This is a genomic window from Sphingobium sp. DC-2, assembly GCF_000722555.1.
GTDB classification, from domain to species: domain Bacteria; phylum Pseudomonadota; class Alphaproteobacteria; order Sphingomonadales; family Sphingomonadaceae; genus Sphingobium; species Sphingobium quisquiliarum.
The window spans coordinates 193,389-218,874 of the sequence record NZ_JNAC01000114.1; the positions used below are offsets into that span (position 1 = coordinate 193,389).

Sequence of the window (25,486 nt, forward strand, 5' to 3'; positions counted from 1 at the left end):
TTGCGGCCGTGCAGGCGGAGCGTCAGCGTTTGCGCACGAACTCGGCCCTCAGAACGAGGCCCTTTATGCCTTCGTAGCGGCAGTCGATTTCCTGCGCGTCTCCAGTGAGGCGGATGGACTTGATCAGCGTGCCGCGCTTCAATGTCTGGCCCGCCCCCTTGACCTCCAGATCCTTGATCAGCGTGACCTGATCGCCATCGGCCAGCAGGTTGCCGACCGCATCGCGCACTTCGGGCTGCGAAGCGGCGGCTTGCCGGTCCGCCAGTTCGGACGCAGGCAGCCATTCGCCGCTGTCCTCGTCATACACATAGTCCTCGTCAGCCATATCGCCTCCCATGATGATGGGGTCCGGTACAACAGCGAAGCGATCCGGGCCAAGGGCAAAGCGTTTCCGCCGGGGGCTTTAACCGGCGGCCGGAAGCCTGTGCCCGATGGCGAAGGCTTTCATTCGATCCTGCGTCAGGGGAGCCGTTATGCCGCACCGCCGTTGCGAAGCGGCGAACTCATAGCGTGGCCAGCCCCTTGAGCCCGGTGTCTTCGGACGGAGGCGGCAGGCAGGACGCGACTTTCGCCAGCAGGGCGCGCATGGCCTGGGTGATTTCGGGATCGCGCATATGGCCGTGGATCATGTTCGCCAGTTCCTGATCTTCCTGCCGCACGTTCGACAGGGCGGCGTCGTCATTGCCGCCGGTCCATTGGTCGATCTTCAGGCGCAGATGGTGGAGCAGGGTAAGGAGCGACCCGGAAGCCTCCATTTCATGTCCCGTGACGCCGATCCGCGCGAGCAGTTCGCGGGCCATGTGCATCCTGTCATGCGCGGTCTCCTCCAGCCGTGACTTGAGCGCGGGCTGGTCTGCCACCTTTGCGGCGCTGGCATAGAGTTCGGCCGTGTCGATCAGCCGGTCCCCCACGGCCTGCATGACCGCATGATCAGCTGCATTCGCCATAGTCTGCTCCCGATAGATATTCCCCTGACCGGAACACGGCCCGTTGCGGAAGGGTTCCGCTATCCGTTTGCGCCTGGGGGGAAAAGGCGTCTATGGCCCTGCTGGAGCGATCTTCTCGCCAAGCGGCTTGCCTTGAGCATCCAATCACCACCATAAGGTTTGTCATCCCCTGTCTACGCCATTGAAGATAATCTGATTTTGACCCCCGACCCGCGCCTCCTCCTGTTCGTTCTTGCCGCTCCTTATCTCGCCAGCCTTTGCGCTGCGTGGCTGCCGGTGCGGGCGCGCGCGACGGCGGCGGCGATGTCGGGGATGGTCGCGCTGGCCGGGCTCGTGGCGATCGCATTCTTCTATCCCGCCGTGGCCGGTGGCGGAACGGTGCGGCAGGAATATGAATGGCTGCCGATCCTCGGCCTCAACCTGGTGGTTCGCCTGGATGGCCTGACGCTGCTGTTTTCGGGGATGGTGCTGGCGATCGGCGCGCTGGTCAGCCTTTATGCCCGCTATTATATGTCGGCGGAAGATCCCGTCCCGCGCTTCTTCTCCTTCCTGCTGGCCTTCATGGGATCGATGCTGGGCATCATCCTGTCCGGGAACCTGATCCAGATCGCGTTCTTCTGGGAACTGACCAGCCTGTTTTCCTTCCTGCTGATCGGCTACTGGCATCATAACCAGAGCGCCCGCGACGGCGCGCGCATGGCGTTGATCGTCACCGGCTTTGGCGGCGTGTGCCTGCTGGTCGGTCTGCTGCTGCTGGGCCGCATGGCGGGCAGCTACGACCTGGACGTGGTGCTCGCGGCGGGTGAGAAGATCCGCGCCGACGCGCTGTACCTGCCCGCTCTCATCCTCATCCTGCTTGGCGCTTTTACCAAGAGCGCACAGTTCCCGTTCCATTTCTGGCTGCCGCACGCCATGGCTGCGCCCACTCCCGTGTCGGCCTATCTCCATTCGGCCACCATGGTGAAGGCGGGCATCTTCCTGCTCATCCTGCTATGGCCCGTGCTGGCGGGCACCGGCGCCTGGTATCTGATCGTTACCACCACGGGCCTCGCCACCCTGCTGATCGGGGCCTGGGCCGCGATATTCCAGCATGACCTCAAGGGGTTGCTGGCCTATTCCACCATCAGCCACCTTGGCCTCATCACGCTGCTGCTGGGCCTGGGCAGTCCGCTGGCGGCGGTCGCCGCGATATTCCACACGGTCAATCACGCGACGTTCAAGGCATCGCTGTTCATGGCGGCCGGGATCATCGATCATGAAACCGGCACGCGCGATCTGCGCCGGTTGAGCGGCCTTGCACGCTACATGCCGGTGACGGCGACATTGGCGATGGTCGCGGCCGCGGCCATGGCGGGCGTCCCGCTGCTTAACGGCTTCCTTTCCAAGGAGATGTTCCTGGCCGAAGCGCTGGAGGGGCATAGCGGGACCATCATCGACCAGTTGCTGCCCTATCTCGCGACGCTGGCGAGCGCCTTTAGCGTGCTGTATTCCATAAGGTTCATCCATCAGACCTTTTTCGGCCCGGAACCTCGCGATCTGCCGCACCAGCCGAAGGAAGCGCCGCCATGGATGCGCCTGCCGATCGAGATATTGGTGCTGCTCTGCCTGCTGGTCGGCATCATTCCGGCGCTGACGATCGGACCGTTGCTGGCGGCGGCGGCCCGCGCGATGCTGGGCGCGGCCACCCCGGAATACAGCCTTGCCATCTGGCACGGCTTCAACGCGCCGTTGCTCATGAGCATGGCCGCCTTGCTGGGCGGAGCGATCATGTATCGCATCGCCGGTTCCCGATTGAATGCCATCGAACAGTCCCCCATCATCGGCCGGATCAAGGGACGGCGCGGGTTCGAAGCCACGCTGGCCACGATCATCGACGGCGCGCGCATGCTGCACAGGCTCCTGGGCACGTCGCGGTTGCAGGTGCAGTTGCGGCTGATCATCGGCACGGCGCTGGCGGGCGGCGCGATCCCTTTCCTGCTGCTCGGCTTCACATTGGGCGACAAGGCAACGACGCTGCTAGATCCCGTCTTCGCCGTGCTGTGGATGATAGGCGGCGCATGCGCGGCCGGGGCGGCCTGGCAGGCCAAGTTCCACCGGGTCGCGGCGCTCACATTGGCTGGCGTGGCGGGGCTTGCGGCCTGCATCAGCTTCGTCTGGCTGTCCGCGCCGGACCTGGGCCTCACCCAATTGCTGGTGGAGATCGTCACCCTTGCCCTGCTGCTGCTCGGATTGCGCTGGCTGCCGATGCGGCGGACCGATATGTGGCAGGGCACGCCAAACCCCTGGTCCGTCAAACTGCGGCGGGGCGGCGACCTTGCCATCGCGCTTCTGGGAGGCGGGGGAATAGCCGCCGTCACCTATGCGATGATGACCCGCCCGCAACCGGACTCGATATCACGCGCCTTCATCGAAAAAGCCTACCCGGAGGGGGGCGGCACCAATGTGGTCAACGTCATCCTCGTGGACTTTCGCGGTTTCGACACGCTGGGGGAAATCACCGTCCTGTCGATCGTCGCGCTGACGATATTCACCCTGTTGCGCCGGTTCAGGCCCGCCCCCGAAAGCGTCGAACTGCCGCATCAGCAACGCCAGCAAAACGCCGCCGACAAAGCGCGCAGCGGCGCCGAGATGGGGGATACGGTCGCGCATTATCTCTTCATACCGCGTGTCATCATGGAATGGTTGTTCCCCGTTGTCCTGACCTTCGGCCTCTATCTCGTCATGCGGGGCCATGACCTGCCGGGCGGCGGGTTCGCCGGGGGCGTCACCGTGTCGATCGCGATCCTGATCCTCTACATGGCCAGCGGGACGCGCTCGGTGGAGGCGCGGCTGAATGTCCGGCCTGTCCGCTGGATCAGCCTTGGCCTGCTTTGCGCCCTGCTGACGGGTCTCGCCTCGCTGCTGCTGGGCTATCCGTTCCTGACGAGCGAAGCGCGCTACGTGACCGTACCATTGATCGGCGCGATCCCCCTTGCCAGCGCCCTGATCTTCGATATCGGCGTCTTCGCCGTTGTCGTGGGCACGACCGTGCTGATCCTTATCGCGCTGGCGCACCAATCGATCCGGTCGCCCCGGACGCGCAAGCCCGACGACCTTCCGCCCCGCCCGGCAGTCAGGCAGGGGGAAGGCTGATGGAGATCGTCCTTGCGCTCGCCATCGGCACGTTGACGGCATCCGGCCTCTGGCTGCTGTTCCGTCCGCGAACGTTCCAGGTCATCCTTGGCCTTTCCCTGCTGGCCTATGCGGTCAATCTGTTCATCCTGGCCGCCGGGCGCATCCGCACGGACGCGCCGCCGGTCGTCGCGCGCGATGCGGCAAGCGACCCCGCTCTCTATGCCGACCCCTTGCCGCAGGCGCTGGTGCTGACAGCCATCGTCATCTCCTTCGCGACGACGGCGCTGCTGCTGGTCGTTTTGCTGGCCTCGCGCGGGCTGACCGGCACTGACCATGTCGATGGCGAGGATGGCGACCAGTGACCGGGTGGGCGCATCATCTCATCATCCTGCCGATCCTGCTGCCGCTGCTGGCCAGCGCGGTCATGCTTGCCTTTGACGAGCGGCGGCGCACGCTCAAGCGGCTGCTCAGCTTCCTGACCATGGTGGCGCTGGTCGCGGTTTCGACGGCATTGCTCTGGCGCGTCGCGGGCGGTTCCCCGGATTCTCCCTCAGGCTCCTATGCCTATCTGCTGGGCAACTGGCCCGCGCCATTCGGCATCGTGCTGGTGATCGACCGGCTGTCGGCAATGATGCTGCTGCTGACCAACGTCCTGGGTCTGACCACTCTCCTCTACGCGCTGGCGCGCTGGGACAGGTCGGGGCCGCGTTTCCATCCGCTGTTCCTGCTGTTGCTGATGGGCGTGAACGGCGCGTTCCTGACCGGCGACATCTTCAACCTCTTCGTCTTCTTCGAAGTGCTGCTTGCCGCCTCCTACGGCCTTATACTGCACGGGTCGGGGACGGAGCGGACCAGCGCCAGCCTGCATTACATTACCATCAACATCGCCGCGTCGCTGCTGTTCCTGACCGGCATAGCGATCATCTACAGCGTGACCGGCACGCTCAACATCGCCGACCTTGCGTTGCGCATACCGGCCATCGCCCGCTCGGACCTGGCCTTGTTCGAAAGCGGCGCGGCCGTGCTGGGCGTCGCCTTCCTCATCAAGGCCGGCATCTGGCCGCTCAGCTTCTGGCTGCCCAGAACCTACGCCGCCGCCGCGCCGCCCGTCGCCGCGATGTTCGCGATCATGAGCAAGGTGGGGATCTACGTCATCCTGCGCCTGTCCTCCGCACTGCTGGGGGCTGACGCGGGGGGCGCGGCGGGGTTCGCCGACGAATGGCTGCGCTTCGCTGGCCTCGCGACCATGGCTTTCGGCATCATCGGCATCCTGTCCGTCAGGCAGCTGACCGGCATAGCGGGCTATTATGTGCTGGTATCGTCCGGCATCCTGCTCACCTCGATCGGGATCGGCGGACAGGCGCTGATCGCGGCAACGCTTTTCTATCTGGTCAGTTCGACGCTGGCCGTCGGCGCGCTCTACCTGATCATAGAACCCGTGGAGCGCAACGCGGATGAGGAGGACATGATCGCCGGGATCGCCGAACCGGTGTTCGACGATGAATATGTCGGCGCGCCGGAAGGGGAGGAAAGCGAAATCGGCGTGGTGATCCCCGGCACCATCGCGATCCTGGGCGGCGGGTTCATATTCTGCGCGCTGCTGCTGTCCGGCCTGCCGCCGCTGTCCGGCTTCATCGCCAAGTTCGCCATCATCGACGCCCTCTTCCGCCATGACAGGATCAGCGGCCTGGACGTGGCGTTGATTGCGCTCATGATCCTGTCGGGACTCGCGGCCATGGTCGCGATGACGCGCGCGGGCATCGACCTCCTGTGGACGCCGGGCGAGGATTCGCCATCGCGGCTGAGCATCATCGAGGTCGGGCCGATCGGACTGCTGCTGGCGGTATGCGTCGGCCTGATGGTGATGGCAGGCCCGGCGATGCGCTATTTCGACCAGACGGCCGCCGCCCTGGCCGACCCGGCCATCTATATCGAAGCTGTCCTTTCAGCGCCGCGCGCGGGCGCCGATGCGGGAGCGGCGGCGCGATGAGGAGGCTTTTTCCCTTTCCGCTCCTCGCCTTCTCCCTCTTCGTGATGTGGGTGCTGCTGACCGGCTTTTCGCCCGGCCATGTGCTGGTGGCGGCCGCCGTGGCGCTGCTTCTGCCGCGCGTGATGCTGCCGCTGGGCTGGGAGAGACCGAAAATCCGCTTTTGCCGCGCGATGCTGACGCTCGCGCGGATCGTCATTGCCGATATCATCCGGTCGAACATAGCGGTGGGCAAGATCGTGCTGATGCGCAGGCCGGATCGCAAGTCGGGTTTCATCCAGCTGCCGGTCGCGCTGCGCGATCCCTATGCGCTGGCGGTGCTGGCGATCATCCTGACGGCCACGCCCGGCACCTTGTGGGTGCAGCATGATCCACGGCGCAACGTCATCCTCATCCATGTGCTCGACCTGATCGACGAACAGCAATGGATCGACCTCATCAAGCACCGCTACGAAAGGCTGCTGCTGGAGATATTCGAATGAGCGCGCTGGCCCTGGCCTATGTCATCACCCTGTCGCAGATCCTGCTGGGACTGGCGATGGGCTGCGCCTGCTTTCGCGTTCTGCGCGGCCCCCGCGCGCAGGACCGGGTGCTGGGTCTGGACACGCTCTATGTCAGCGCCATGCTGCTTCTGGTCACATATGGCGTGCAGACCGGCCGCACCCTCTATTTCGAAGGGGCGCTCGTCATAGGCTTGCTGGGCTTCACCAGCACGGTCGCGCTGGCCAAATTCATGATGCGCGGGGAGGTGATCGAATGATCCAGGTGCCGGACCTGCCCGGCTGGGCGGCGATCATCGTGGGCCTGCTGCTCTTTGCCGGAGCGGCCTTCACGCTGGTTGGGACATTGGGATTGATCCGCCTCAAGACATTTTACGACCGCGTTCATGCGCCGACGCTTGGGGCATCGCTGGGCACGGTGCTCGTCGCGACCGCATCCATGATCTGCTTCACGGTGTTGCAGACCCGGCCCGTCATTCATGAACTGCTGATCATCCTGTTCGTGACGCTGACGACGCCCGTGACGCTGATCCTGCTGGCGCGCGCGGCCCTGTACAGGGATCGAAGCGAGGGCGCGGCCCATGTGCCCGCGGACGACGAGTGATCGGCACATGGGGCGCTTAGTTCTTCAGGAGCGTCGTAGTCTTGCGTAGAATTTCGATGATCTTTCCCTCAACCTCATCGTCGTAACGCGACGTTGGGACGGCGACGCTGATGGCATAGGTCACCGCGCTATCGGATGGCACTGCCATGCCGATCGCCGATATGCCCCGGCTATATTCATCGCGAGTCCTGGCGAACCCGCCGGAGCGCACGCGCGCCAGTTCCTCTTCAATATCCCGGCGGTCGCAGCGCGTGTTGGGCGTGTAGCTCAACCGCTCGCTTTCCGTGAAGTAGCTTTCCAACTGGTCGGGCGGCATCGCGGCGAGCAGGGCCTTGCCAGCCGAGATGCAATGCAATGGGGTGCGCGTGCCCACGTCGATCGAATAGCGCAGGTTTTGGGAGGAGGTTTCCGTGATCACAGCCTCCGCCTCCCATCCCGTCAGCATGAACAGCGATGTGGTCTCGTTCAACTGCCCGCATATGGCTTTCACCAGCGGGGCGGCGCGGTCGGCAAGGCTTTGCCCTTCGGCAGGTTCGCGCAGCCGGTCGAGCCGCGCGCCCGCGAAATAGAGCCGCCCTTCCCGGTTCAGATAAGCGCGGTCCGTCAGCGTCGAAAGCAGATAGGAAAGGCTGCTTTCCGGGATGGACAGCGCTGCTGAAATCTCGACCGCGGATATGCCGGTCCTGTAAGCGACGACCAGTTCCAGAATATCGAGAGTCCGCAAGGCGGACTTGACCTTGGATTGGATATTCGTCTGCGCTGTCATCATGTTCCGTTCAAAACGTCAGGGCCCCGCGCTCGCTAAGCGCACGCCTGCTGTAGGCTGGAACCAGCCATGGAAGGAACCCACTTTCGCGCCGCCGCCCTCGCCGTTCAGCGATCCGGCCGCGCTTCACGGCCGGATCGCTGAACATGAACCGGCTCAGCCCGCCTTCGCCGCCCTGGTGCGCCAGCCATCGGCATAGGAATCGCGTGCCACCTCGGAATAAGGCACCGGCGCGACGATCGCCTTGATTTCGGTTTGCACATGCGGCTCGACGGTGGGCTTGCGGGTGCCGCCGTCCGGCTCGCCCCAAAGCAGCGTCACCTCCGTTCCCGGCTTCGCCAGTTCAGCATCGACCATGGCGAGTGCAAGGAAGCGGCCAGCATTCACCGTGTAGCCGATCCAGGTCGACAGGCCGACGATCTTCCCGTCTTTCAAGACGGAATCATATGGGTGCATGCAATAGACGGAGGTGGGGAATTCCAGGAATTTCGCCTTGTCGCCGGTCTGGAGCATGGAGCTCATGACCCGGACGATGTCTTCATTGTCCAGGGCCAGCGTGACCTTGGTCCGATGGGGCTGGTCCTTCATCTTCTCCAGCGCTTCGCGGCCGACGAAGTCATGATCGAACTTCACCATGATGCCATAGCCAAGATCCCAGGGCGTCAGATAATAGTCTTCGATATTGCCGGAAACGAAGCTGCCGCCCAGCGAGCACATGCCTTCATAGGATTTCGCGCCCAGCCATTCGCGGAAACCCTTGGTGCCTTCGCCGGTGTAGACAGCGGGAAGGGGCGAAGGAATCCAGCCGGATTCGAGCGTGTTGGATGAATAGGTGCGCCCGCCGCACAGGGTCAGGCCGAAATCCTTGCCCGCTTCGATCAGGGCATTGCGGACGGTGTCATAATCCTTCCAGGGGCCAAAGAGTTCGTAACCCGGCTGCCCGACCATGCCGTGGCGCAGTGCCCGCACCTCGACGCCGGCGATCTTCACGGGCGCCATGTGGAAGAATTTCAGGTCCGGCGGGGTTTCGCCCATCGCCTTTTCCAGAACCTTCATCGCGTTGGGGCCCTGGAGCTGGAAGCGATAGTTGCGGCGGTAGCCCTGCTGGTCCAGCGGGCGCGCGGCGGTGCGCTCGTCGCGTTCCACCTTGACGTCCCACTTGCCGGTCGAGGCCCAATATTCGACCCACTCGATCGAGGGCGCGCGGCCGACCAGTTCGAACTTTTCCTCTTCGAGGTAGAAGAGGATGACGTCGCCGATCACATAGCCTTCCGGCGTGACCGGCGCGAACTGCTTGGCGCGATTGGGAACGAAGCCCTTGAAGCTGTTGGGCGCGAGGTAGGACAGCATGTCGAAAGCGCCCGGCCCGGTGACGAGCAGATCGACCATGTGGAAGCTCTGGTTGAACAGCACCGCGGTTTCCGCCCAGCTGCGCTGTTCATCGCGCCAGTTGGAATATTCGCCCGGAACGCCGGGGTAGACATTGGGACCGGCCTGCTGGTTGCGCAGGAATTCAACGATATTGCCTTGTTCATCCAGAATATTCTGGAGTGTCTTCTCGCTCATGCCGTTGCCTTTCACTTTTGCGTCTTGGACATATTCATGGGAATGACAGCCATTCCCTGAGGACTTCATCGAACCTTCGCGTTTCTTCCGATGGCGCCATGCGGCCAGCATTTTCGATCACCCGCAATTACGCCCCGCCGACGCAGGAGACGGTCTCCTCCTGCCGGGAAACGGGCGATGGAATCACCGGCCGTTCCGTGATGTCGCACCCCTCCATATTCAATAACATGAAGAATTCACCTATCCGAAGATAATCTGCCGCGCTAGAGAGAATCGCACAGCGACATTGGAGGGGAATGGAATGCCCATCATTCATCCGAACTGGGATCGCGCCGCTGCCAATATGGTGGATGGCTATTCCCTGGAAATGACGGCGAAGGATGTGGACTCCCTGCGTGCCGCCGCGCCTGCCCTCAGGCCGGAAACGCCTGTCGCGGTGACGTTTCTGCCGGGCGAGGAATTCAAGGCTCGCATTGCCGCGACAAGGCTGGTGCGCGATCTGGGCTTTGAACCGATGCCCCATTTTTCGGCGCGCCGCATCCAATCCGCTGGCGAGTTCGAGGATTATCTTTCGGCGGCTGTGGCGGAAGCGGGCGTGAAGCGCTGCTTCGTGATCGCGGGCGATCCTTCCGAACCGGAAGGCCCCTTTTTCGACAGCAGCGCGCTGATCTCAAGCGGCGCTTTCGAACGGGCGGGGATCACCGCGATCGGGATCGGCGGCCATCCCGAAGGGCACCCCAATATGAGCAAGCAGCAATGCTGGGACGTACTGCAAGACAAGGTGGCGGACATTGAAAGCCGCGGAATGGCGCCGCTGATCGTCACCCAGTTCGTGTTCGATGCGGATGCGGTTCTGGACTGGCTTGCCGATCTGCGGGCGCGCGGCATCGGCGCCCCGGTCCGCATCGGCGTTCCCGGACCTGCGGGCATCAAGACATTGCTGCGCTTCGCGGCACGGTGCGGCGTCGGGGCGTCGGCCTCGGTCCTTGCGAAATACGGCATTTCCATTACGCAGCTGTTCGGTTCGGCGGGACCGGACAAGCTGGTCGACACCTTCGCGCGAAAGCTGGGGCCTCAGCATGGGCGCGTGCGGCTTCATTTCTATCCCTTTGGCGGGCTTGAGAAGACCGTCGCCTGGATCAACGACTATGACCGCGCGCACTGACGCGGCAGTAAAGAAAGGAGGAGTCTGACGTGCCCGACATCTACACCTTGCGGCTTCAATGTGACGACAAGCCCGGCCTTGTCGCGCAAGTGGCCGGATTTCTCGCTTCACGCGGCTGCAACATCGTCGATGCGCAGCAATTCGACGACAGCATGAACAACAAATTCTTCATGCGCATCGCGTTCAAGCCCGGCGCGGGCGAGACGCTGGAGTCGCTGCGTGACGGCTTTGCGCCGGTCAGCGAAGGCGCGGGGATGGAATGGGTCATGCGGGACCAGGCCACTCCGAAAAAGGTGGTGCTGATGGTTTCCAAATGGGACCATTGCCTTGGCGATCTGCTCTACCGTTACCGGATTGGCGAACTGGCGATGGATGTCGTAGCGATCATTTCCAACCATCCGCGCGAATTGCTGCACACATCGCTGATCGGCGACGTTCCTTATCATTATTTCCCGGTGACGAAGGACACGAAGGCGGAGCAGGAAGCCAGGATCAAGCAAGTTGTGAACGATAGCGGGGCGGAGCTGGTGGTACTCGCCCGCTATATGCAGATATTGTCCGATGACATGGCCGCTTTCCTGTCCGGCCGCTGCATCAACATTCATCACAGCTTCCTGCCCGGCTTCAAGGGGGCCAAGCCCTATCACCAGGCCTATGACCGCGGCGTCAAGATGATCGGCGCGACCGCCCACTATGTCACCGCCGACCTTGATGAAGGCCCCATCATCCATCAGGATGTCGAAATGATCGGCCATGCCGACGTGCCCGACGAACTTGTCCGCAGGGGCCGGGACATCGAGCGCCGCGTCCTTGCGGAGGCCGTCCGCCTGCACCTTCAGGACCGCGTGTTCCTGAACCAGTCGCGCACGGTCGTGTTCAAAAGCTGACGCCATGGCGCGCCAGCTTCCCGGTCCCCGCAGCGCAGGGCCGATGACCATCGCATATCTGCTCAGCAATATGATAAAGGCGGCGGAGAGGGCCCAGCCAAGATGATGAATTCCGTTCTTACCAAGGTTCGCGTCAAGGAGTTGCCGCTTCTGGCGGACATCGGCATCAACCCCGACGAAATCGGCCGCCGTCAGCCCCTCGTCATCACGGTGGAGTTGCTGCTGTCCACCGGGGCGGTGAACGGCATAGAGGACACGGTCGATTACCGCCGGATCGTCAAGGCGGCGGAATCGCTTTCTCTGGTGCACATCCCCCTGATCGAAACCTTTGCCTATATGCTTGCCCAGAAATGCCTTTCATGGACCCATGTGATTGAGGCGGACGTCAGCATCGACAAGCCGTTCGCGATCACGCGCGGCATGGCGGGGGTGCAGGTGTCGGTGCGCCGCGATCAGCAAGGGCTTGCACCCGATGGTCCAGCATGATGCGCCGCCATCACATTGGCGGATAGATCTGATGTTCCTTGCAGATCAGGAAGTAGCAGCGATCCGCCTGGAGGAGGCCGGACGCTAACACTGATTTTTCATAGGCGCGGAAATGCTCCAGCGCATCCGGCGCCACCCACAAGCTGATCATGAGCGCGATGGCGGGCCCGTCGGCGCCACCGAAATGCCTGGCCATTTGCGGGTCCGGCAGGGGCAGGGCGTCGGATCTCGTCAGACCGCGCAGTGCTGCTTCCAAAGCGGGAGCGGCGGCAAGGGCTGCGGCATGGATATCGTCCCAGCGGGCCTGAACATCCTGCGCGGTTGAGCCATGTTCCGGGAACAGGAAGTGTATGATCTTGACGGCATCACCAGTCCCGTATGGCTCCGATAAGCAGGTTTCCCGCGTGAAAGCCATTTGCGTGGTCGCCGTTTCGGAGAATTTCTCGCCATCGGGAGCGATCACGGTGATCGTATAGGGATCGGTGAAGGTCCGCTTCAGATCGTCCGGGCTGCGAAAGTAAAGTTCCGTAACGCTGTCGCGATGCGTCGCTCCGCCGTAACTGGCATATGCGCCGGTGGAATAGGCGCCGTCCACGACATGGTTCTGAACATAGCGCGCGAGGCCAAGCGGATTTGCGAGCGTCAGCCCGCCATGGACATTGACGATATAATCTATGAATTCGCGATAGGTCATACCGGGGCGGCGGCGCACGGCAGCAACGACCTTCAGCATATTGTCACCCCTTTTAACCAGTTCGTCGAGAGCCTTCCGCTGATGCGCAGCCTATGTAAAACTCTTTATATTTATGATCTTCGATCCAAATCGCTGATAGCTTGGCCTCGCTGATCACAATGAAGGCGGCAAATTGCTTTATTCACAGATGCGTTTATCGTTTCAGCATTGAATAAGAAAAACGGATCGTAGAGATGCGGCTCAAAGGATTGGACCTGAACCTTCTGGTGGCCTTCGACGCCCTGATGTCGTCCCGAAGCGTATCCCGCGCAGCCGTGAAAATGAATCTCAGCCAGCCCGCGGTCAGTTCCGCCCTCGCCAGGCTGAGAAGCTATTTCAAGGACGAGATATTGGTCGTCCACGGAAAGCGGATGCTTCCCACGGCCTTTGCGGAGGGCCTCTATCCGCAGGTTCTCGCCTGTCTGCGGGAAGCTGAAATCCTCATCACCACCAATTCGGCTTTCGACCCGCTCACCAGTCAGAGGCGGTTTCGTATCGTCGCGTCCGACTATGCATCGACCGCTGTAATTTCCTACTTCGCCAATCGCCTTCCCGTCATTGCGCCGGGCGTGCAGCTTGAACTCATCCTGCCGGAAGACAATGTGTGGGGCGATCTTGAAGAAGGCTTCATAGACATTTTCATCACGCCGGAAGAATTTGTCTCCAACGTCCATCCCGCCGAGCTTCTCTTCGAGGAAAGGCATGTCATCGCCGGTTGGGCAAGCAATCCCCTGATGAGCAGGCCGATTTCGAAGGATGAACTGTTTTCGTCGCCCCATATTACCGTGTCCTTCGGGCGCCATCGAAAGCTTGCCCATGGCGACGCCCAGCTGAGTTCCATGGGCCTGCAACGGCAGGTGGAGATCGTCGCGCCTTCCTTCACGCTGGTTCCATGGCTGTTGATCGGGACGCAACGCCTGTCGATCATGCATCACCGCCTGGCGAAGCTGATGGCGGCGAAATTCCCGATCGCCTTCCAGCCCATGCCCTTCAAATTCCCCATCATGCGCGAAATGGCGCAATATCATAGCGCCCGCAGTTCGGATGATGGACTGCTCTGGCTGCGAAACCAGTTGCGCCTCGCCGCAGAGCAGACTGAAAAGCTCGACGCATTCGAACTGGATGCAGCATTACCCCTTTGAACGATGCGGCCGCCCGTTATCCTTCCTGATGCTGGGGGTTCACCCCGTCACAACTATTCACAGATATTATCGAAGGACATCAATTCAATCAGTTCGTGAGCATGCAGGACTCCCGCTAAAGTCGTGTTCCATAATGCCGCGGACATGGGGGGAGGTGATGATGTTCAAGCCGTTCCGGATGAGGAACAGCCATCCATGCTGATCGTGGGAGGCGGAATTGCCGGAATGGCACTGGCCATCCAATCGGCGAAGCTGGGCATCAGGGCCGAAATCATCGAAGCAGATCCCCATTGGCGCGTCGCAGGCGCCGGCATCAGCATCACCGGTCCCACCTACAGGGCGCTCAAGCGCCTGGGATTGCTCGATGACGTCAGGGCCGCAGGCTATTTCATCGACAAGGGCGCGCTGATCTGCGCTGCTGACGGAACCACGCTGATCGAATTGCCGATGCAGCCGCTGGAGCCGGGGCTGCCGACAGCGGGCGGCATATTGCGGCCGGAACTTCATCGCATCATGGCGGCACGCGTGCGGGAATTGGGCATTCCCGTCAGGCTCGGCGTCACCGCGAAAAGCATCACGATATTGGAGGATGCGGTCGAGGTCGGGCTGTCCAACGGAGAAGTGGTCGGTCATCCCATTGTCATCGGCGCTGACGGCGCATTTTCGCAGACACGTTCCCAAATATTCCCGGATGCGCCGGTCCCCAGCTACACGGGTCAATTTTGCTGGCGATTGCTGGCGGATCGGCCCGAAATGATCGACCGGCCTCATTTCTATGTGGGAGCGAACGTCACATGCGGCGTGATGCCTGTATCCCAATCGCAAATGTATCTCTGGCTGCTGGAAACCAGCGCGGATCGCCGCCGGTTGGACGATGACAGGCTGGCCCCGGAACTGAGCGCGATGCTGACGCCCTTTGGCGGGACCGCGATGGACGCGGTGAGGGCCGCGATCCGGGCGGGGACGCAGATCATTGCCCGGCCTCTCGACGCGCTGCTTCTGCCGCGCCCGTGGCACAAGGGCAGGGTGCTGCTGATCGGCGATGCCTGCCATGCGACCACGCCGCATCTCGCGTCGGGCGCGGGGATCGCGATAGAGGATGCGATGGTGTTGGCGGACATACTCGCCGGGGGCGGCACGCCGGAGGATATGTTCGACCGGTTCGAGGGGCGCCGGTGGGAGCGTTGCCGCCTTGTCGTCGAGGAATCCGTCGCCATCGGTAATTTGCAGCAGGCGGGCGGCCATCCCGATGAACTGAACAGGCGCATGGCCCATGCACAGGCCGCGCTCGCGATCGACATCTGAAAGGAAGGCAGCGGAGTTCTGGCATCAGCGATCTGGCAACCTGCCGCCCCTTCAGAAAATCCCGGCGGGCGCAGGGTTAACCGCAACTGTGCCGTCTAACTGTCAGGCGCATGCCAGGTTCTACAAGACAAGCCATTCATAAATTCTATCCAAATCCATAAACCTTATCAGTTTCACTTTTGAAACAGCGGCGTGCAAGTTCAGGATAATATATATCGGGAAGAGGGTGAGGCTGGATGATATATCCCCGTAACTGTTGGTATGTTGCAGCCTTGCCAACTGAGTTGAAAGCCGGTGACCTGCTGCCGCGGACCATCTGCGACATCCCGATGCTACTCTTCCGGGACAAGGACGGTCATGCAACCGCCATCAAGGATGCTTGTTCTCACCGCCTCGCGCCCCTGTCGGCAGGCGTTTATCAGGATGGCGAAGTCATGTGCCGGTATCATGGCCTGCGTTTCGGCAAGGGCGGCAAATGCGTGCATAACCCGCATGGGCAAATCACGGATGCTCTGTCCGTCAGATCATGGGCGACTGTCGAGCGGCATGATCTCATCTGGTTGTGGATGGGCGACATCAAGGCTGCCGACGACAGCCTCATCCCTGATCTTTCTTTCATCGACCGGACACCTGCCCACGGCAAGTTCACCGGCTATCTGCCAACCAAGGCCAATTTCGAACTCTGCACCGACAACATACTCGATCTCACCCACACCGATTACCTTCACCCCGATACGCTCGGCGGCGGTGGCCTCACTCGTGCAAAGGAAAAGGTGAAGGTCGAAGGAAATATCGTCACGGTTCGTTGGGAAAACCCCAATGAAGTCGCTCCACCGGCACTCGATCGCGAACTCGATCGTCCCGGATCGCTAGCGAATACATTTACAGAGGTGGTATGGTATCCGCCCGCCGTGATGAAATTATGCGTCCATGTGGAGCCGGTGGACCCACTGAATGGATCACCTGTCGAATCCGTGACGATGCACATCATGACGCCGGAAGGCGCAATGAAAACGCATTATTTCGTCCTGTCGACGCGCAATTTCCGCACGGATGATCCCGGCTATAATGAAGCTCTTGGAAAGTTCGTCAACAATATCTTCGCAACCGAAGACAAGCCGATGCTGGAGGCGCAGCAGGCGCGGATGGGGACGGGCGATCTCTGGGCCTGCAATCCAGCGCTGCTGCCGATCGACAACGCCGCCGTGAGGGCGCGCCGCATATTGGCTCACATGATCGAAAAGGAAAATAACGGCGAGGCGGCCTGAGCCGTCCGATCATGCAGTGGGCAAAAGGATCAATAATCGATCCTCTGTCTATAATAATATTGAAAAGGAGGGGAAGTCCATGAAGCCCAATTTATTAGCAGGCGGGGCCATGATAGCCGTGCTGCTTGGCGCGACATCTGCATTGGCGCAGGATGTTCAGGCGCCGCAGCCGATGACAGGTGATCAAGGTCTTGCGGACATTGTCGTCACGGCACAGCGCCGTGTTGAATCCGCGCAGAAGGCTGCGATCGCTATCGATGTCGTCGCTCCGGCGGAACTCACCCGCGCAGGCGTTAATAGTGCCGCGACGTTGAATGCTGTTGCGCCTTCGCTCAATGTTGCGAGTGGTGGCGGCGCAACGGCCAGCTTTTTCATCCGCGGCGTCGGCAACTTCACCAACAATGCCTATAGCGATTCAGCCGTCGCCTTCAACTATGACGGCGTTTATATCGGCCGCCCCACTGCCACCAACGGCGCCTTCTTCGATCTTGAACGGATCGAGGTGCTCAAAGGGCCACAGGGCACGCTCTACGGCCGCAACGCAACCGGCGGCGCGATCAACGTCCTGCCGAGCAAGCCGAAAATCGGCGAGCTGGGGGGTGCGATCTCCATCGGCATCGGCAATTATGACAATGTGGAGGCCGAAGCCGCCATCAACCTTCCGGTCGGTGACAATTCCGCGTTCCGCGTCGCTGGCAAGGTTCTGCATTCCGACGGTTATAATGACGACGGTACGGCCGATTCCAAGGCCCGGGGCGTGCGCGCGCAGTTCCTGACCGAACCTTCGGATGGTGTCAGCCTGCGCCTCGCGGCTGACTATTCTCATGTGGGCGGAATGGGGCCCGGGGGCTCCTACCAGGGCTCCCTGGCCTTCGTGCCGGGCGCACCGGCTTCATCGGCCGCGCCCGCAAACTATGTCTTCGTCCCTTCCAACCTCGACAGACGCAGCGGCCTGACCTCACCGGAAGCAAGGGATTATTTCAGCCAACTGGTCATTGGGGGATCGTTCAACTTCCCCGCACCGGTGGAAAGGCCCTATATCAACGACACCAATTGGGGCGTGACCGGCGAACTCGGCGTGGAAACCGGGATCGGCGATCTTACCGTCATTTCGGCTTACCGCCGGTCCAGGCTCGACGACCTCTTCAACGGGCCCGGCTTTCGCGGCGGCCGTGTCGATGAGCGCGACCGCCAGTTCAGCGCCGAAGTGCGCCTGAACGGCAAGCGCATCGGTCCGGCGGAATGGCTGCTTGGCGCTTATTATTTTGACGAAACGACCAGGGGCCGTTCCGTCTTCAACCAGTATATCGCGACGTCGATCCAATCTTATGATGTCGGCACGCGGTCGACGGCGGGATTTGGCCGCCTGACGTTCCACCTTGCCGACAGCTTCCGCCTGGTCGCCGCAGGCCGCTATACGCATGACCGCAAGTCGCTGGACGGGTCAGCGCCGACATTGCTGAACATCTGCACGAACGCAGCGCCTCCGTTAGGACCGGGCTGCCTTGCCGGGCCCTCCGTCCCCGTGGGCCGCTCCCTGGCTGAAATTGCCGCGGCGATCCCCGCCAGCGATCTTCCCCTGGGGTTTCCAGTTGCCCCTGGACCGGCCAATGCCCGGCCTTTCGGGTCGGCGGGGAATATCCTTTTCTATTCTCCGATTGTTGTGAACGACACCGTCACGCAGAACCGCTTCACCTATCGTCTTGCGGCTGAATTCGACGCAGGGCCCAATTCGCTCGCCTATGCCAGCTATGAAACGGGTTATCGTTCCGGTGGCTTCTCGCTGTCCCTGGGCCATGAAACGTTCGAACCGGAATATATCAAGGCGGCAACTGTCGGCCTAAAGAACCGATTCTTCAACAATCGCCTCCAGTTGAATATCGAAGCCTTCTACTGGCGATATTCGGGTCAGCAGGTTTCCCACTTCGGTCTCGATGCTCTTGGTCTTAACAGTTACTTCACCGAAAATGCCGGTCGTTCAACCATCAAGGGTGTGGATGTGGACATACAGTTCAGGGCCACCCCTTCAACATTACTGAGCGGATCGGTCCAATATCTTGAAAACAGGCTGGACGATTATTCCTACCAGACGCCGCGAGGCGCGACCTTCCTTCCTCCTGCGGTAGGATGCCCCTATGCACCGGGAACGAATGCGCTTGGTCAAACCGTCTATGACGTCGATTGCAGCGGCAAACCCGGCTTCAACTCGCCGAAATGGTCGGCCAGCGCTGGCATCGAACAGTATGTGGATGCTGGGCCCAACCGCATCACCTTCGCCGCGCAAGGACGTTACCGTTCGAACCGGGTCGTCGGCTTCGACTATCTGCCCCAAAGCTATTCCGGGCGGGACTTTGTGGTCGACGGCTCCATCAGCTTCGGCGATCCCGATGAAACATGGGCGATCACCCTATGGGGCCGCAACCTCACCAATCGCACCGTTCCCACCATCACTCAATTGAATAGTTCAGTCGCTAATACCATCATCACCAACTACGCGCCTCCACGGACATATGGAATTCGCGGAAACTTCCGGTTCTGATGACATGCTGAGCCGGTTGCCTGCTCGCCGGCTCAGCCTTTTCAAGGGACTTCAACCTCCGCCAGCCGCCCATCACCTGCCCAGGAGAGCCAGGGCAATGATCAGCGCGCCAGCAACAATCGCGCTCGCGATGAGCCGGGCTGAGCCTCGAATATCCGGCTGCAATGATGGGGCGGCGATCGCTTCTCCTTCGATCCGGCGGGTCAGTGCGCGCAGCAGCCGGGGCGCATCATCGCCAATCCGCGCGAGTTCCAGCACCAGGCTGCGCAGCAGCGGCTCCCACCGGCCGGGCGAGAGACGGGCGCGAGCCACGCGAAGCCAGGAACGCTGCATCGCCGCCTGGAGATCGAAGTCCGGCTCGATGCGGGAGAGAACGCCATCCATGGTGATCAGGGCCTTGAGGATGAGGAGGAGGTCAGGCGGCAAGCTCAACTCCTCATCCCGCAGCACGGCCAGGAAGTCCGTCATCATGGCGGACAAGATGATGCGTCCGCCGCTGTGTCGGGCAACGAGGCGTTCGGCCACCAGCATCACGCGCTCTCGCGGAACGTTGCCGTCCTGGGACCATATCGCCAGCGTGTCGGCAAGCGCCGCCGGATCGCCGCAGGTGAGCGACAGCAGGAAGCTCAGAAACTCCTCGCGCCGGCGGGGCGAGACATGCCCGATCATGCCGAAATCAAGCAGCGCGATGCGATTGCCCGGCAGGCACAGGAGGTTTCCGGGATGGGGATCGGCATGGAACCGCCCATTGATCAGCACCATGTCCAGAACCATGTCGGCGCCGAGCGCCGCTATGGCCGCCGGATCGATCCCTTGGGCGCGCAGCATGTCTCCGTCGCGCGGCGGCGACCCTTCGACATAATCCATGACAAGCAGGCTCTCTGATGTCCATTGCCAGTGGATTTCGGGGATGATCACTTGCGGCTCGCCCGCGAAATCATCGCGGATCATCTCGGCGTTGCGTCCCTCCTGGGTGAAATCCAGTTCGCTCAGCATGGCGTCGGCGAGCTGCCGGGCGAGCGCAACCGGATGGAAACGCCGGACCTGCGGATTGCTCGTTTCAGCAAGGGCGGCCAACTGGCTCACGAGCCTCAGGTCCGCTTCGACAGGCGGGCGGATGCCCGGCCGCCGGATCTTGAGCACGACGGCGGTTCCATCTTCAAGCGTCGCGCGATGAACCTGCGCTATCGACGCGGCCGCCAGAGGGGTCTCATCGAAGGAGGCAAACACCTCTTCAGGCGGTGCGCCAAGCGCGGCTTCCACGGAGGGACGCAGATCATCGAACGCGATCATGGGCGCCTGGCTGTGAAGCGCCTCCAATTCCGCGATCCAATGGGGTGGAAGAAGGTCCGCGCGCGTCGCCAGAATTTGCCCCAGTTTGACAAAAGTCGGCCCCAATGCCTCCAGCGCCATTCTGACCCGGCGCGGCAGATCAGCGCCTTCAAAATCCTGTTGCCCCCCTTTGCCCTTGGGTTCGATGCCAAGCTGGGCAAGGAGCAGCCCCAACCCCAGCCGCGACGCGACATTGATGATCTCGGCCAGCCGGGCGCGGTCGCGCGCGGCAACGGTCAAGGTTTTGAACATCATGTCTCCTTACACTTCATGAGCCTGCGCTCCGCAACTTGACGGGCAGAGATCAACCGCTTGTGAACTGGCCGCAGTTCCATGCGCTCAAGGATTTGCACTCGACTCTACAGGAGGGCCTGTCTGGGATCGGGTTTCGCGGAGGGTGAGGCGTATGAGGATGCGGGGATCAGCGGAGCCAGGGGGCCGGGACGAGCGCCCCGCCTTTGACCGCCTGCTGAAGGATGCCACGCGCCGCAAGTTCGACATGGTGGTAGCGTGGAGCGTGGAGCGTGGACCGTCTCGGCCTCCCACCAAACTGGCGCAAGGAAGCGCGACAGTCCTCCGCAGGCGCTCAGTGTCCAGCGGCTGGCCTCTCGCCTCTCCAGCCCCCATTTTCGCAGAAAAATAACGCTACGGTTGCACTAATCACAAGCGAGTCATGCGCGGCTCCGGCATGCTCCCGCTGGGCCCGAAACGCATCCCACGAGTGGACCCCCCAGACGGACCCCACATTCACCGCAGCTTATGACTTACACGCTCAAAATCAAAGGAACATCAAACTGGCTGGGGCGGCAGGATTCGAACCTGCGCATGGCGGTACCAAAAACCGCTGCCTTACCGCTTGGCTACGCCCCAGCATGCGCGCGGACCGGCCGGGCGCGGTCCGCCATATAGCGTGTGCGGCGCGAAAGGAAAGCCTAGTCATCACCTCTTGTGACCGGCAATATGCGGGGATCGATCCGCTCCTTTCTGGAAATCGCCGGCATGACTGCAAATAGCTCACCCGTTACCCCCGCATCCACGCAGATTGCACCGGCTTCTCCGCTTTTCCTGCGGGAAAATGAGATTCGCCGGGGGATCGAGATGCTGTATTTCGGCTATTCCGCGCTCACCCGTTCGATAGACGAAGGGCTGGCGGCGCAAGGGCTGGGCCGGGCGCATCATCGCGCGCTCTATTTCATTTCGCGGCAGCCCGATCTTGCAGTCAAGGACCTGCTGCGGCTGCTGGCGATCACCAAGCAGTCGCTGGGCCGCGTCCTCAACGACCTGATCGAGCGCGGCTATATCGAGACCCGTCCGGGTCCCAGCGATCGCAGGCAGAAGCTGCTGCGGCTCAGCCCCGCCGGGCAGGAACTGGAAGCGGAGCTGTTCCGCGCGCTGCGGGAGAAGATGGCCGCCGCCTATGCCCAGGCAGGGCAGGGGTCGGTCACCGGCTTCTGGCGCGTGCTGGAAGGGCTGATCCCGGATGCGGACCGGTCGATGGTGTTCGGCTTGCGCGGACGGTGAGCATTTGCGCAACCTTATCGCCGCTGCCGCGCTTAATGACGGACTGTTGACCGGTGATGAGGATGACACATGAACATATCATATCTGCCAGCCTTGGCGATCCTGTCCGTCACGGGCCTGTCAGCCTGTTCCGAAAAGGCGGCTGATAGCGTTGAAAATGCCGGTTCGGCCATCGGCAATGATGTGAGCGGCGCTGCTGACCGGGCGGGCGACCGGATCGACAATGGCCTGGATGATGCAGGCCGTGCGATCGACAATGGCGTGGACCGCATCGGCGCCGCGACCGACAATGCCGCGCGCGAGGCTGGCCGGGAGGCCAGGGAAGCGCGGCGCGATGCTGGCGCGGCGATGGAGCGCGCCGGAAACGACATGCAGCGATGAGGGCGGGAAGGGGGCATCTTCCCCCTTCCACTTAAGCTCATTTTGGCCGTCCGCTGGTTGCTATGCGCGAGGGAAAGGCGGCGGACGTTTTTCGAAGAAGGCGGCAAAGGCTTCCTGTGCTTCGGCAGAGCCCAGCATCTGACGGAAAAGCGCCGCTTCTTCATCGATCCGTTGCAGGAGATGCGACAGGTCGCCCCGTATCAGCCGCCGTGCCGCCGCGAGCGCCTGCGGCGGTTTGGCGAGCAGCGCCTTCGCCTTGGCGCGAGCGTGATCCAGCAAATCCCCGGCCGGCACGATGGCGGTGAGCAGGCCCCCTCTATCCGCGGTCTCAGCGTCGATCGGCTCACCCAGCAGCAGCATGGCCGACGCGCGCGCATGGCCCAATGTGGCGGGCGCGAGCAGGCTGGAGCCAGCCTCCGGCACCAGGCCCAGATTGACGAAGGGGGTGACGAAGCGAGCGTCCGGCGCGGCATAGACCAGGTCGCAGTGAAAGAGCATGGTCGTCCCTATGCCGACGGCCAGCCCCTGAACCGCGGCCACCACGGGCTTTTCGAAGGCGGCAAGCGCGCGGATGAAGGCGAACGCGGCCTCTCCGCCCTCTGGCCCGCGCGTGAAATCCTGAAGATCGTTGCCCGCGCAGAAGTCGTCGCCCTTGCCAGCGAACAGCACTGCGCCAATGTCCGGCCGGGCCGAACAATCGGCCAGCGCAGCGGTCATCCGCTGATACATGGCGGTGGTCAGCGCATTCTTCTTGGCCGGGCGGTCGATCAGGATTTCCATCACGCCGTCCCTTTCGCGGCACTCAATGTCTTCGCTCATCGGATTTCACGTCCTTTCATTCTGCCCAGATGAGCCAGCAGCGGCCCTTGCGTCTATCCTTTTTCGGCGATCCCCCTTAGAGGCGCGGGGATGAACCGGCTCCGGGAACTGCTCGATCCCTTTCTGCTCCTGCTGATCGGCATGGTGCTGCTCGCTTCCGTGCTTCCGGCGCGGGGGGACGGCGCGCGCATCGTTGCGCTGGCAGCGGATGCCGGGATCGTTCTGCTATTCTTCCTGCACGGCGCGAAATTATCGCGAGAGGCGATCTGGAGCGGGACGAAGGCGTGGAAACTGCATCTGGCGACGCTTTCCACCACTTTCCTGCTTTTCCCCCTCATCGGCCTGGCGACGCAGCATGTTGGAGGCATTGCGCCATCGACGCGGGCGGGACTGCTGTTCCTGACGCTGCTGCCTTCGACCGTGCAATCTTCCATCGCCTTCACCGCGATCGCGCGCGGCAATGTGGCGGCGGCGGTGGTGAGCGCGTCCTTTTCCAACCTGCTGGGCATTGCGCTGACGCCGCTGCTCGTCGCCCTGCTGATGGGCAAGAGCGGTGGCGGCGCGCTCATTTCGCTGACATCGGTGGAAAAGATCGTGCTGCAATTGCTGCTGCCCTTCCTGCTCGGCCATTTGAGCCGCCCGCTGATCGGCGGCTTTGTCGCGCGGCACCGCGCCATGCTGGGGCGGGTGGACAGGGGATCGATCCTGCTGATCGTCTATTCGGCGTTCAGCGCGGCCGTGGTCGAGGGGCTGTGGCACAAGGTTTCGCGCATGGAACTGGTGGTGCTGGCCGTGCTATGCGTCATCATATTAGCGGCGGTGCTGCTGTTTACCTGGGCGTTGGGGCGGTTGCTCCACCTGCCGCGCGAAGATGCGGTGGTACTGCAATTTTGCGGGTCGAAGAAGAGTCTGGCGACCGGCGTGCCGATCGCAGGCGTGTTGTTTCCGGCGAGCGTGGTGGGGCCGATGCTGCTGCCGGTCATGCTATTTCACCAGATCCAGCTAATGGTCTGCGCTATTCTGGCCCGCCGTTATGGGGCAAAGGCCGGACCCGCTGATTGATTGCCTTGGCGGCTGGGGTCAGGGGCCGGACTACGCATCAGGATTTGCCGATGCCGTTCAGGAATATGCCGACGGTAAGTTCGGCCTGTTCCGCCATTTCCGCGCGGGTGAGCGGGTCGCGCCCATAGAGCAACCGGCGGTGCCATTCGCCGAAGGCCATGGCGACGAACTGCATCGCCAGCAGTTGCGACCTGGCGGGATCGACGCCGCCCTTTTCCAATATGGCGGCCACGGGCACGACCTGATGCCGCTCGAATTGCAGCCGGGCGATTTCCCGCAGCCCTTCAAAATCGCTGCTTTCGCGAAAGATCAGGCGCGCGATCTGCATGCTGAGCGGCCTGGAAAGATATCGCTGCATTTCCGTGGCGTAGGTGACCAACTGCGAATGAAGGCCGCCTTTCAGGGCGGGCAGCACGGGCCGGAACTGGCGCGCCGAATATTCAAGGCACGCCTCCAGCAAGGCGAGCTTTTCCGGGTAATAATTATAAAGGGTACGGCTGGAGATTTCCGCCTTTTCCGCAATGTCCCTGACCGATGCAGCGTGGAACCCGGCGCGGGCGAATTCCTGTAGCGCCGTGGTGATCAGGCGTTCGCGCTTCTGTTCCGACTCCTCCGCCCTGGGTCGGCCCGCGCGCCTTATGCTGGCTTGCTTGTTCATTCCTCCGTTGCTGTCCAACATGCATCCGTCTGATGCAAGTCCGTTCTGTCTACGTCATCGTTCCAGCATGTCCAGTTCCGCTGCCAGTCCGCCGCAGAAGAGGCGGGCGGCATTGCCGACGAAGATCATCGGGTCCTTGCTGTCATCCCCTTCGTAAAAGCGGCGTTGCGCTTCCATAAGGACGATGTTCATCAGTGTTTCCGCCGCGAAGACCGTGTCCTGCGGGGGGATGAGCCCATCTTCGATAAGGCTGGTGAAAAAGCCGCTGAACGGGTCCACATAGCGCTTGACGACCACTTGCTCGATTTGCGGTTTCACCTCCTCGAACAGGCTGGAATCCATCATCAATATGCGGCGTAGAGCCTGTGCATGCGGTTGCGACACTTCCTCCAGAAGGTCCCTGATGGAATCGCGCAGACGCAATCGCCAATCCGGCCCCTCTGGCACGGCAAAGGGTGCATGTTCGAAATGGAGCAGCTTGCGTAGGACGGAAAGCAGCAGCGCCGACATATTGGGATAGCGCGCATAGACCGTTTTTCGCGACAGGCCGGACGCGGCGATCAGGGCGTTCATCGTCACGCCCGCGCCATGCTGCACCAGCATGTGCACAGCGGCTTCGGTGAGCCGCCGTTCGATGTCGCCAGCTTCCTCACGCCGCGGGCGGCCCGGTCTGCGGGCGGGGGGAGAAGGATCGCTCATAGGGC

Annotated in this window: 25 protein-coding genes and 1 tRNA gene; 16 read left to right on the forward strand and 10 right to left on the reverse strand. The window is 62.2% G+C overall.

Annotated elements, in window-relative coordinates; translation table 11 throughout:
* Window positions 1–22: 22 nt before the first annotated feature.
* Together ET21_RS0120040 and ET21_RS0120045 are read right to left on the reverse strand one after the other, a co-directional pair.
* Entirely contained in the window at window positions 23–325 is a 303-nt protein-coding gene (locus ET21_RS0120040; protein WP_030541062.1) for an alkylphosphonate utilization protein, read from the reverse strand.
* 178 nt (window positions 326–503) lie between these two features.
* Window positions 504–947: a DUF2383 domain-containing protein gene (locus ET21_RS0120045; RefSeq protein WP_030541063.1), complete on the reverse strand. Its 444-nt coding sequence runs from the start codon at window positions 945–947 to the stop codon at window positions 504–506.
* A gap of 198 nt (window positions 948–1,145) precedes the next feature.
* Here ET21_RS0120045 and ET21_RS0120050 point away from each other — a divergent pair, with 198 nt between their 5' ends.
* The 6 genes from ET21_RS0120050 to mnhG are packed head-to-tail and all read left to right on the forward strand — an operon-like array spanning window position 1,146 to window position 7,152.
* On the forward strand, window positions 1,146–4,079 hold the full coding sequence (locus ET21_RS0120050; RefSeq protein ID WP_021236511.1) for a monovalent cation/H+ antiporter subunit A: 2,934 nt from the start codon (window positions 1,146–1,148) through the stop codon (window positions 4,077–4,079).
* Window positions 4,079–4,423 (forward strand): Na+/H+ antiporter subunit C, encoded by a 345-nt coding sequence (locus ET21_RS0120055; protein WP_021236512.1) that lies wholly within the window; start codon window positions 4,079–4,081, stop codon window positions 4,421–4,423. Before ET21_RS0120050 ends, ET21_RS0120055 begins: the two co-directional genes overlap by 1 nt.
* Window positions 4,420–6,051, forward strand: a complete 1,632-nt coding sequence (locus tag ET21_RS0120060; RefSeq protein WP_030541065.1) for a monovalent cation/H+ antiporter subunit D — start codon at window positions 4,420–4,422, stop codon at window positions 6,049–6,051. The genes ET21_RS0120055 and ET21_RS0120060 overlap by 4 nt, the downstream gene beginning before the upstream one ends.
* Window positions 6,048–6,530: a Na+/H+ antiporter subunit E gene (locus tag ET21_RS0120065; RefSeq protein WP_021236514.1), complete on the forward strand. Its 483-nt coding sequence runs from the start codon at window positions 6,048–6,050 to the stop codon at window positions 6,528–6,530. The genes ET21_RS0120060 and ET21_RS0120065 overlap by 4 nt, the downstream gene beginning before the upstream one ends.
* Complete coding sequence (locus ET21_RS0120070; protein ID WP_021236515.1) at window positions 6,527–6,808, forward strand: K+/H+ antiporter subunit F; 282 nt, start codon at window positions 6,527–6,529, stop codon at window positions 6,806–6,808. Before ET21_RS0120065 ends, ET21_RS0120070 begins: the two co-directional genes overlap by 4 nt.
* Entirely contained in the window at window positions 6,805–7,152 is a 348-nt protein-coding gene (gene mnhG / locus ET21_RS0120075; RefSeq protein WP_030541066.1) for a monovalent cation/H(+) antiporter subunit G, read from the forward strand. The genes ET21_RS0120070 and mnhG overlap by 4 nt, the downstream gene beginning before the upstream one ends.
* Before the next feature lie 16 nt (window positions 7,153–7,168).
* On the opposite strand, the gene ET21_RS0120080 is transcribed toward mnhG, so the two are convergent.
* Together ET21_RS0120080 and ET21_RS0120085 are read right to left on the reverse strand one after the other, a co-directional pair.
* Entirely contained in the window at window positions 7,169–7,918 is a 750-nt protein-coding gene (locus ET21_RS0120080; RefSeq protein ID WP_030541067.1) for an IclR family transcriptional regulator, read from the reverse strand.
* Between the two features lie 156 nt (window positions 7,919–8,074).
* Entirely contained in the window at window positions 8,075–9,484 is a 1,410-nt protein-coding gene (locus ET21_RS0120085) for a glycine cleavage T C-terminal barrel domain-containing protein (protein ID WP_030541068.1), read from the reverse strand.
* Between the two features lie 301 nt (window positions 9,485–9,785).
* Between ET21_RS0120085 and ET21_RS0120090 the strand changes: the two genes are divergently transcribed.
* The 3 genes from ET21_RS0120090 to ET21_RS0120100 all read left to right on the forward strand — a co-directional run bounded on the left by ET21_RS0120090 (window position 9,786) and on the right by ET21_RS0120100 (window position 12,022).
* Complete coding sequence (locus ET21_RS0120090; RefSeq protein ID WP_030541069.1) at window positions 9,786–10,649, forward strand: methylenetetrahydrofolate reductase; 864 nt, start codon at window positions 9,786–9,788, stop codon at window positions 10,647–10,649.
* Window positions 10,650–10,678: 29 nt separating this feature from the next.
* Window positions 10,679–11,536 carry a formyltetrahydrofolate deformylase gene (purU, locus tag ET21_RS0120095; protein WP_021236522.1) on the forward strand — a complete coding sequence of 286 codons (858 nt, stop codon included), beginning with the start codon at window positions 10,679–10,681 and terminating at the stop codon, window positions 11,534–11,536.
* 102 nt (window positions 11,537–11,638) lie between these two features.
* Window positions 11,639–12,022 carry a dihydroneopterin aldolase gene (locus ET21_RS0120100; protein WP_051585296.1) on the forward strand — a complete coding sequence of 128 codons (384 nt, stop codon included), beginning with the start codon at window positions 11,639–11,641 and terminating at the stop codon, window positions 12,020–12,022.
* 10 nt (window positions 12,023–12,032) lie between these two features.
* On the opposite strand, the gene ET21_RS0120105 is transcribed toward ET21_RS0120100, so the two are convergent.
* The gene (locus ET21_RS0120105; protein WP_030541071.1) at window positions 12,033–12,755 is read right to left on the reverse strand and encodes an EthD domain-containing protein; all 723 of its coding nucleotides are present in this window, start codon (window positions 12,753–12,755) and stop codon (window positions 12,033–12,035) included.
* A gap of 194 nt (window positions 12,756–12,949) precedes the next feature.
* On the opposite strand from ET21_RS0120105, the gene ET21_RS0120110 reads away from it, so the two are divergent.
* The 4 genes from ET21_RS0120110 to ET21_RS0120125 all read left to right on the forward strand — a co-directional run bounded on the left by ET21_RS0120110 (window position 12,950) and on the right by ET21_RS0120125 (window position 19,009).
* Window positions 12,950–13,897 carry a LysR family transcriptional regulator gene (locus tag ET21_RS0120110; RefSeq protein WP_021236525.1) on the forward strand — a complete coding sequence of 316 codons (948 nt, stop codon included), beginning with the start codon at window positions 12,950–12,952 and terminating at the stop codon, window positions 13,895–13,897.
* 195 nt (window positions 13,898–14,092) lie between these two features.
* Window positions 14,093–15,202, forward strand: coding sequence for an FAD-dependent monooxygenase (locus ET21_RS0120115; protein ID WP_037471520.1), 1,110 nt, complete (start codon window positions 14,093–14,095; stop codon window positions 15,200–15,202).
* A 236-nt stretch (window positions 15,203–15,438) separates the two neighbouring features.
* On the forward strand, window positions 15,439–16,470 hold the full coding sequence (locus tag ET21_RS0120120; protein WP_030541074.1) for an aromatic ring-hydroxylating dioxygenase subunit alpha: 1,032 nt from the start codon (window positions 15,439–15,441) through the stop codon (window positions 16,468–16,470).
* 79 nt (window positions 16,471–16,549) lie between these two features.
* A complete protein-coding gene (locus tag ET21_RS0120125) occupies window positions 16,550–19,009 on the forward strand; it encodes a TonB-dependent receptor (protein WP_030541075.1) in 2,460 nt (819 codons plus the stop codon).
* Window positions 19,010–19,081: 72 nt separating this feature from the next.
* Here the strand turns inward: ET21_RS0120125 and ET21_RS0120130 are convergent, their stop codons facing one another.
* Together ET21_RS0120130 and ET21_RS0120135 are read right to left on the reverse strand one after the other, a co-directional pair.
* Window positions 19,082–20,593: an AarF/ABC1/UbiB kinase family protein gene (locus ET21_RS0120130; protein ID WP_030541076.1), complete on the reverse strand. Its 1,512-nt coding sequence runs from the start codon at window positions 20,591–20,593 to the stop codon at window positions 19,082–19,084.
* Window positions 20,594–21,136: 543 nt separating this feature from the next.
* Window positions 21,137–21,211: transfer RNA gene (locus ET21_RS0120135), tRNA-Gln, on the reverse strand.
* A 129-nt stretch (window positions 21,212–21,340) separates the two neighbouring features.
* Between ET21_RS0120135 and ET21_RS0120140 the strand changes: the two genes are divergently transcribed.
* Both ET21_RS0120140 and ET21_RS0120145 read left to right on the forward strand, forming a co-directional pair.
* Window positions 21,341–21,862 carry a MarR family winged helix-turn-helix transcriptional regulator gene (locus tag ET21_RS0120140; protein ID WP_030541077.1) on the forward strand — a complete coding sequence of 174 codons (522 nt, stop codon included), beginning with the start codon at window positions 21,341–21,343 and terminating at the stop codon, window positions 21,860–21,862.
* 69 nt (window positions 21,863–21,931) lie between these two features.
* Window positions 21,932–22,243 carry a hypothetical protein gene (locus ET21_RS0120145; RefSeq protein WP_021236532.1) on the forward strand — a complete coding sequence of 104 codons (312 nt, stop codon included), beginning with the start codon at window positions 21,932–21,934 and terminating at the stop codon, window positions 22,241–22,243.
* 60 nt (window positions 22,244–22,303) lie between these two features.
* Here ET21_RS0120145 and ET21_RS0120150 read toward each other — a convergent pair whose 3' ends face one another.
* The gene (locus ET21_RS0120150) at window positions 22,304–23,062 is read right to left on the reverse strand and encodes an enoyl-CoA hydratase-related protein (RefSeq protein ID WP_030541078.1); all 759 of its coding nucleotides are present in this window, start codon (window positions 23,060–23,062) and stop codon (window positions 22,304–22,306) included.
* A 90-nt stretch (window positions 23,063–23,152) separates the two neighbouring features.
* Here ET21_RS0120150 and ET21_RS0120155 point away from each other — a divergent pair, with 90 nt between their 5' ends.
* Window positions 23,153–24,124 (forward strand): bile acid:sodium symporter family protein, encoded by a 972-nt coding sequence (locus ET21_RS0120155; RefSeq protein WP_021236534.1) that lies wholly within the window; start codon window positions 23,153–23,155, stop codon window positions 24,122–24,124.
* Between the two features lie 37 nt (window positions 24,125–24,161).
* On the opposite strand, the gene ET21_RS0120160 is transcribed toward ET21_RS0120155, so the two are convergent.
* Window positions 24,162–24,782 carry a TetR/AcrR family transcriptional regulator gene (locus ET21_RS0120160; protein ID WP_030541079.1) on the reverse strand — a complete coding sequence of 207 codons (621 nt, stop codon included), beginning with the start codon at window positions 24,780–24,782 and terminating at the stop codon, window positions 24,162–24,164.
* 54 nt (window positions 24,783–24,836) lie between these two features.
* Complete coding sequence (locus tag ET21_RS0120165; protein WP_021236536.1) at window positions 24,837–25,481, reverse strand: TetR/AcrR family transcriptional regulator; 645 nt, start codon at window positions 25,479–25,481, stop codon at window positions 24,837–24,839.
* Between the last annotated feature and the right edge of the window lie 5 nt (window positions 25,482–25,486).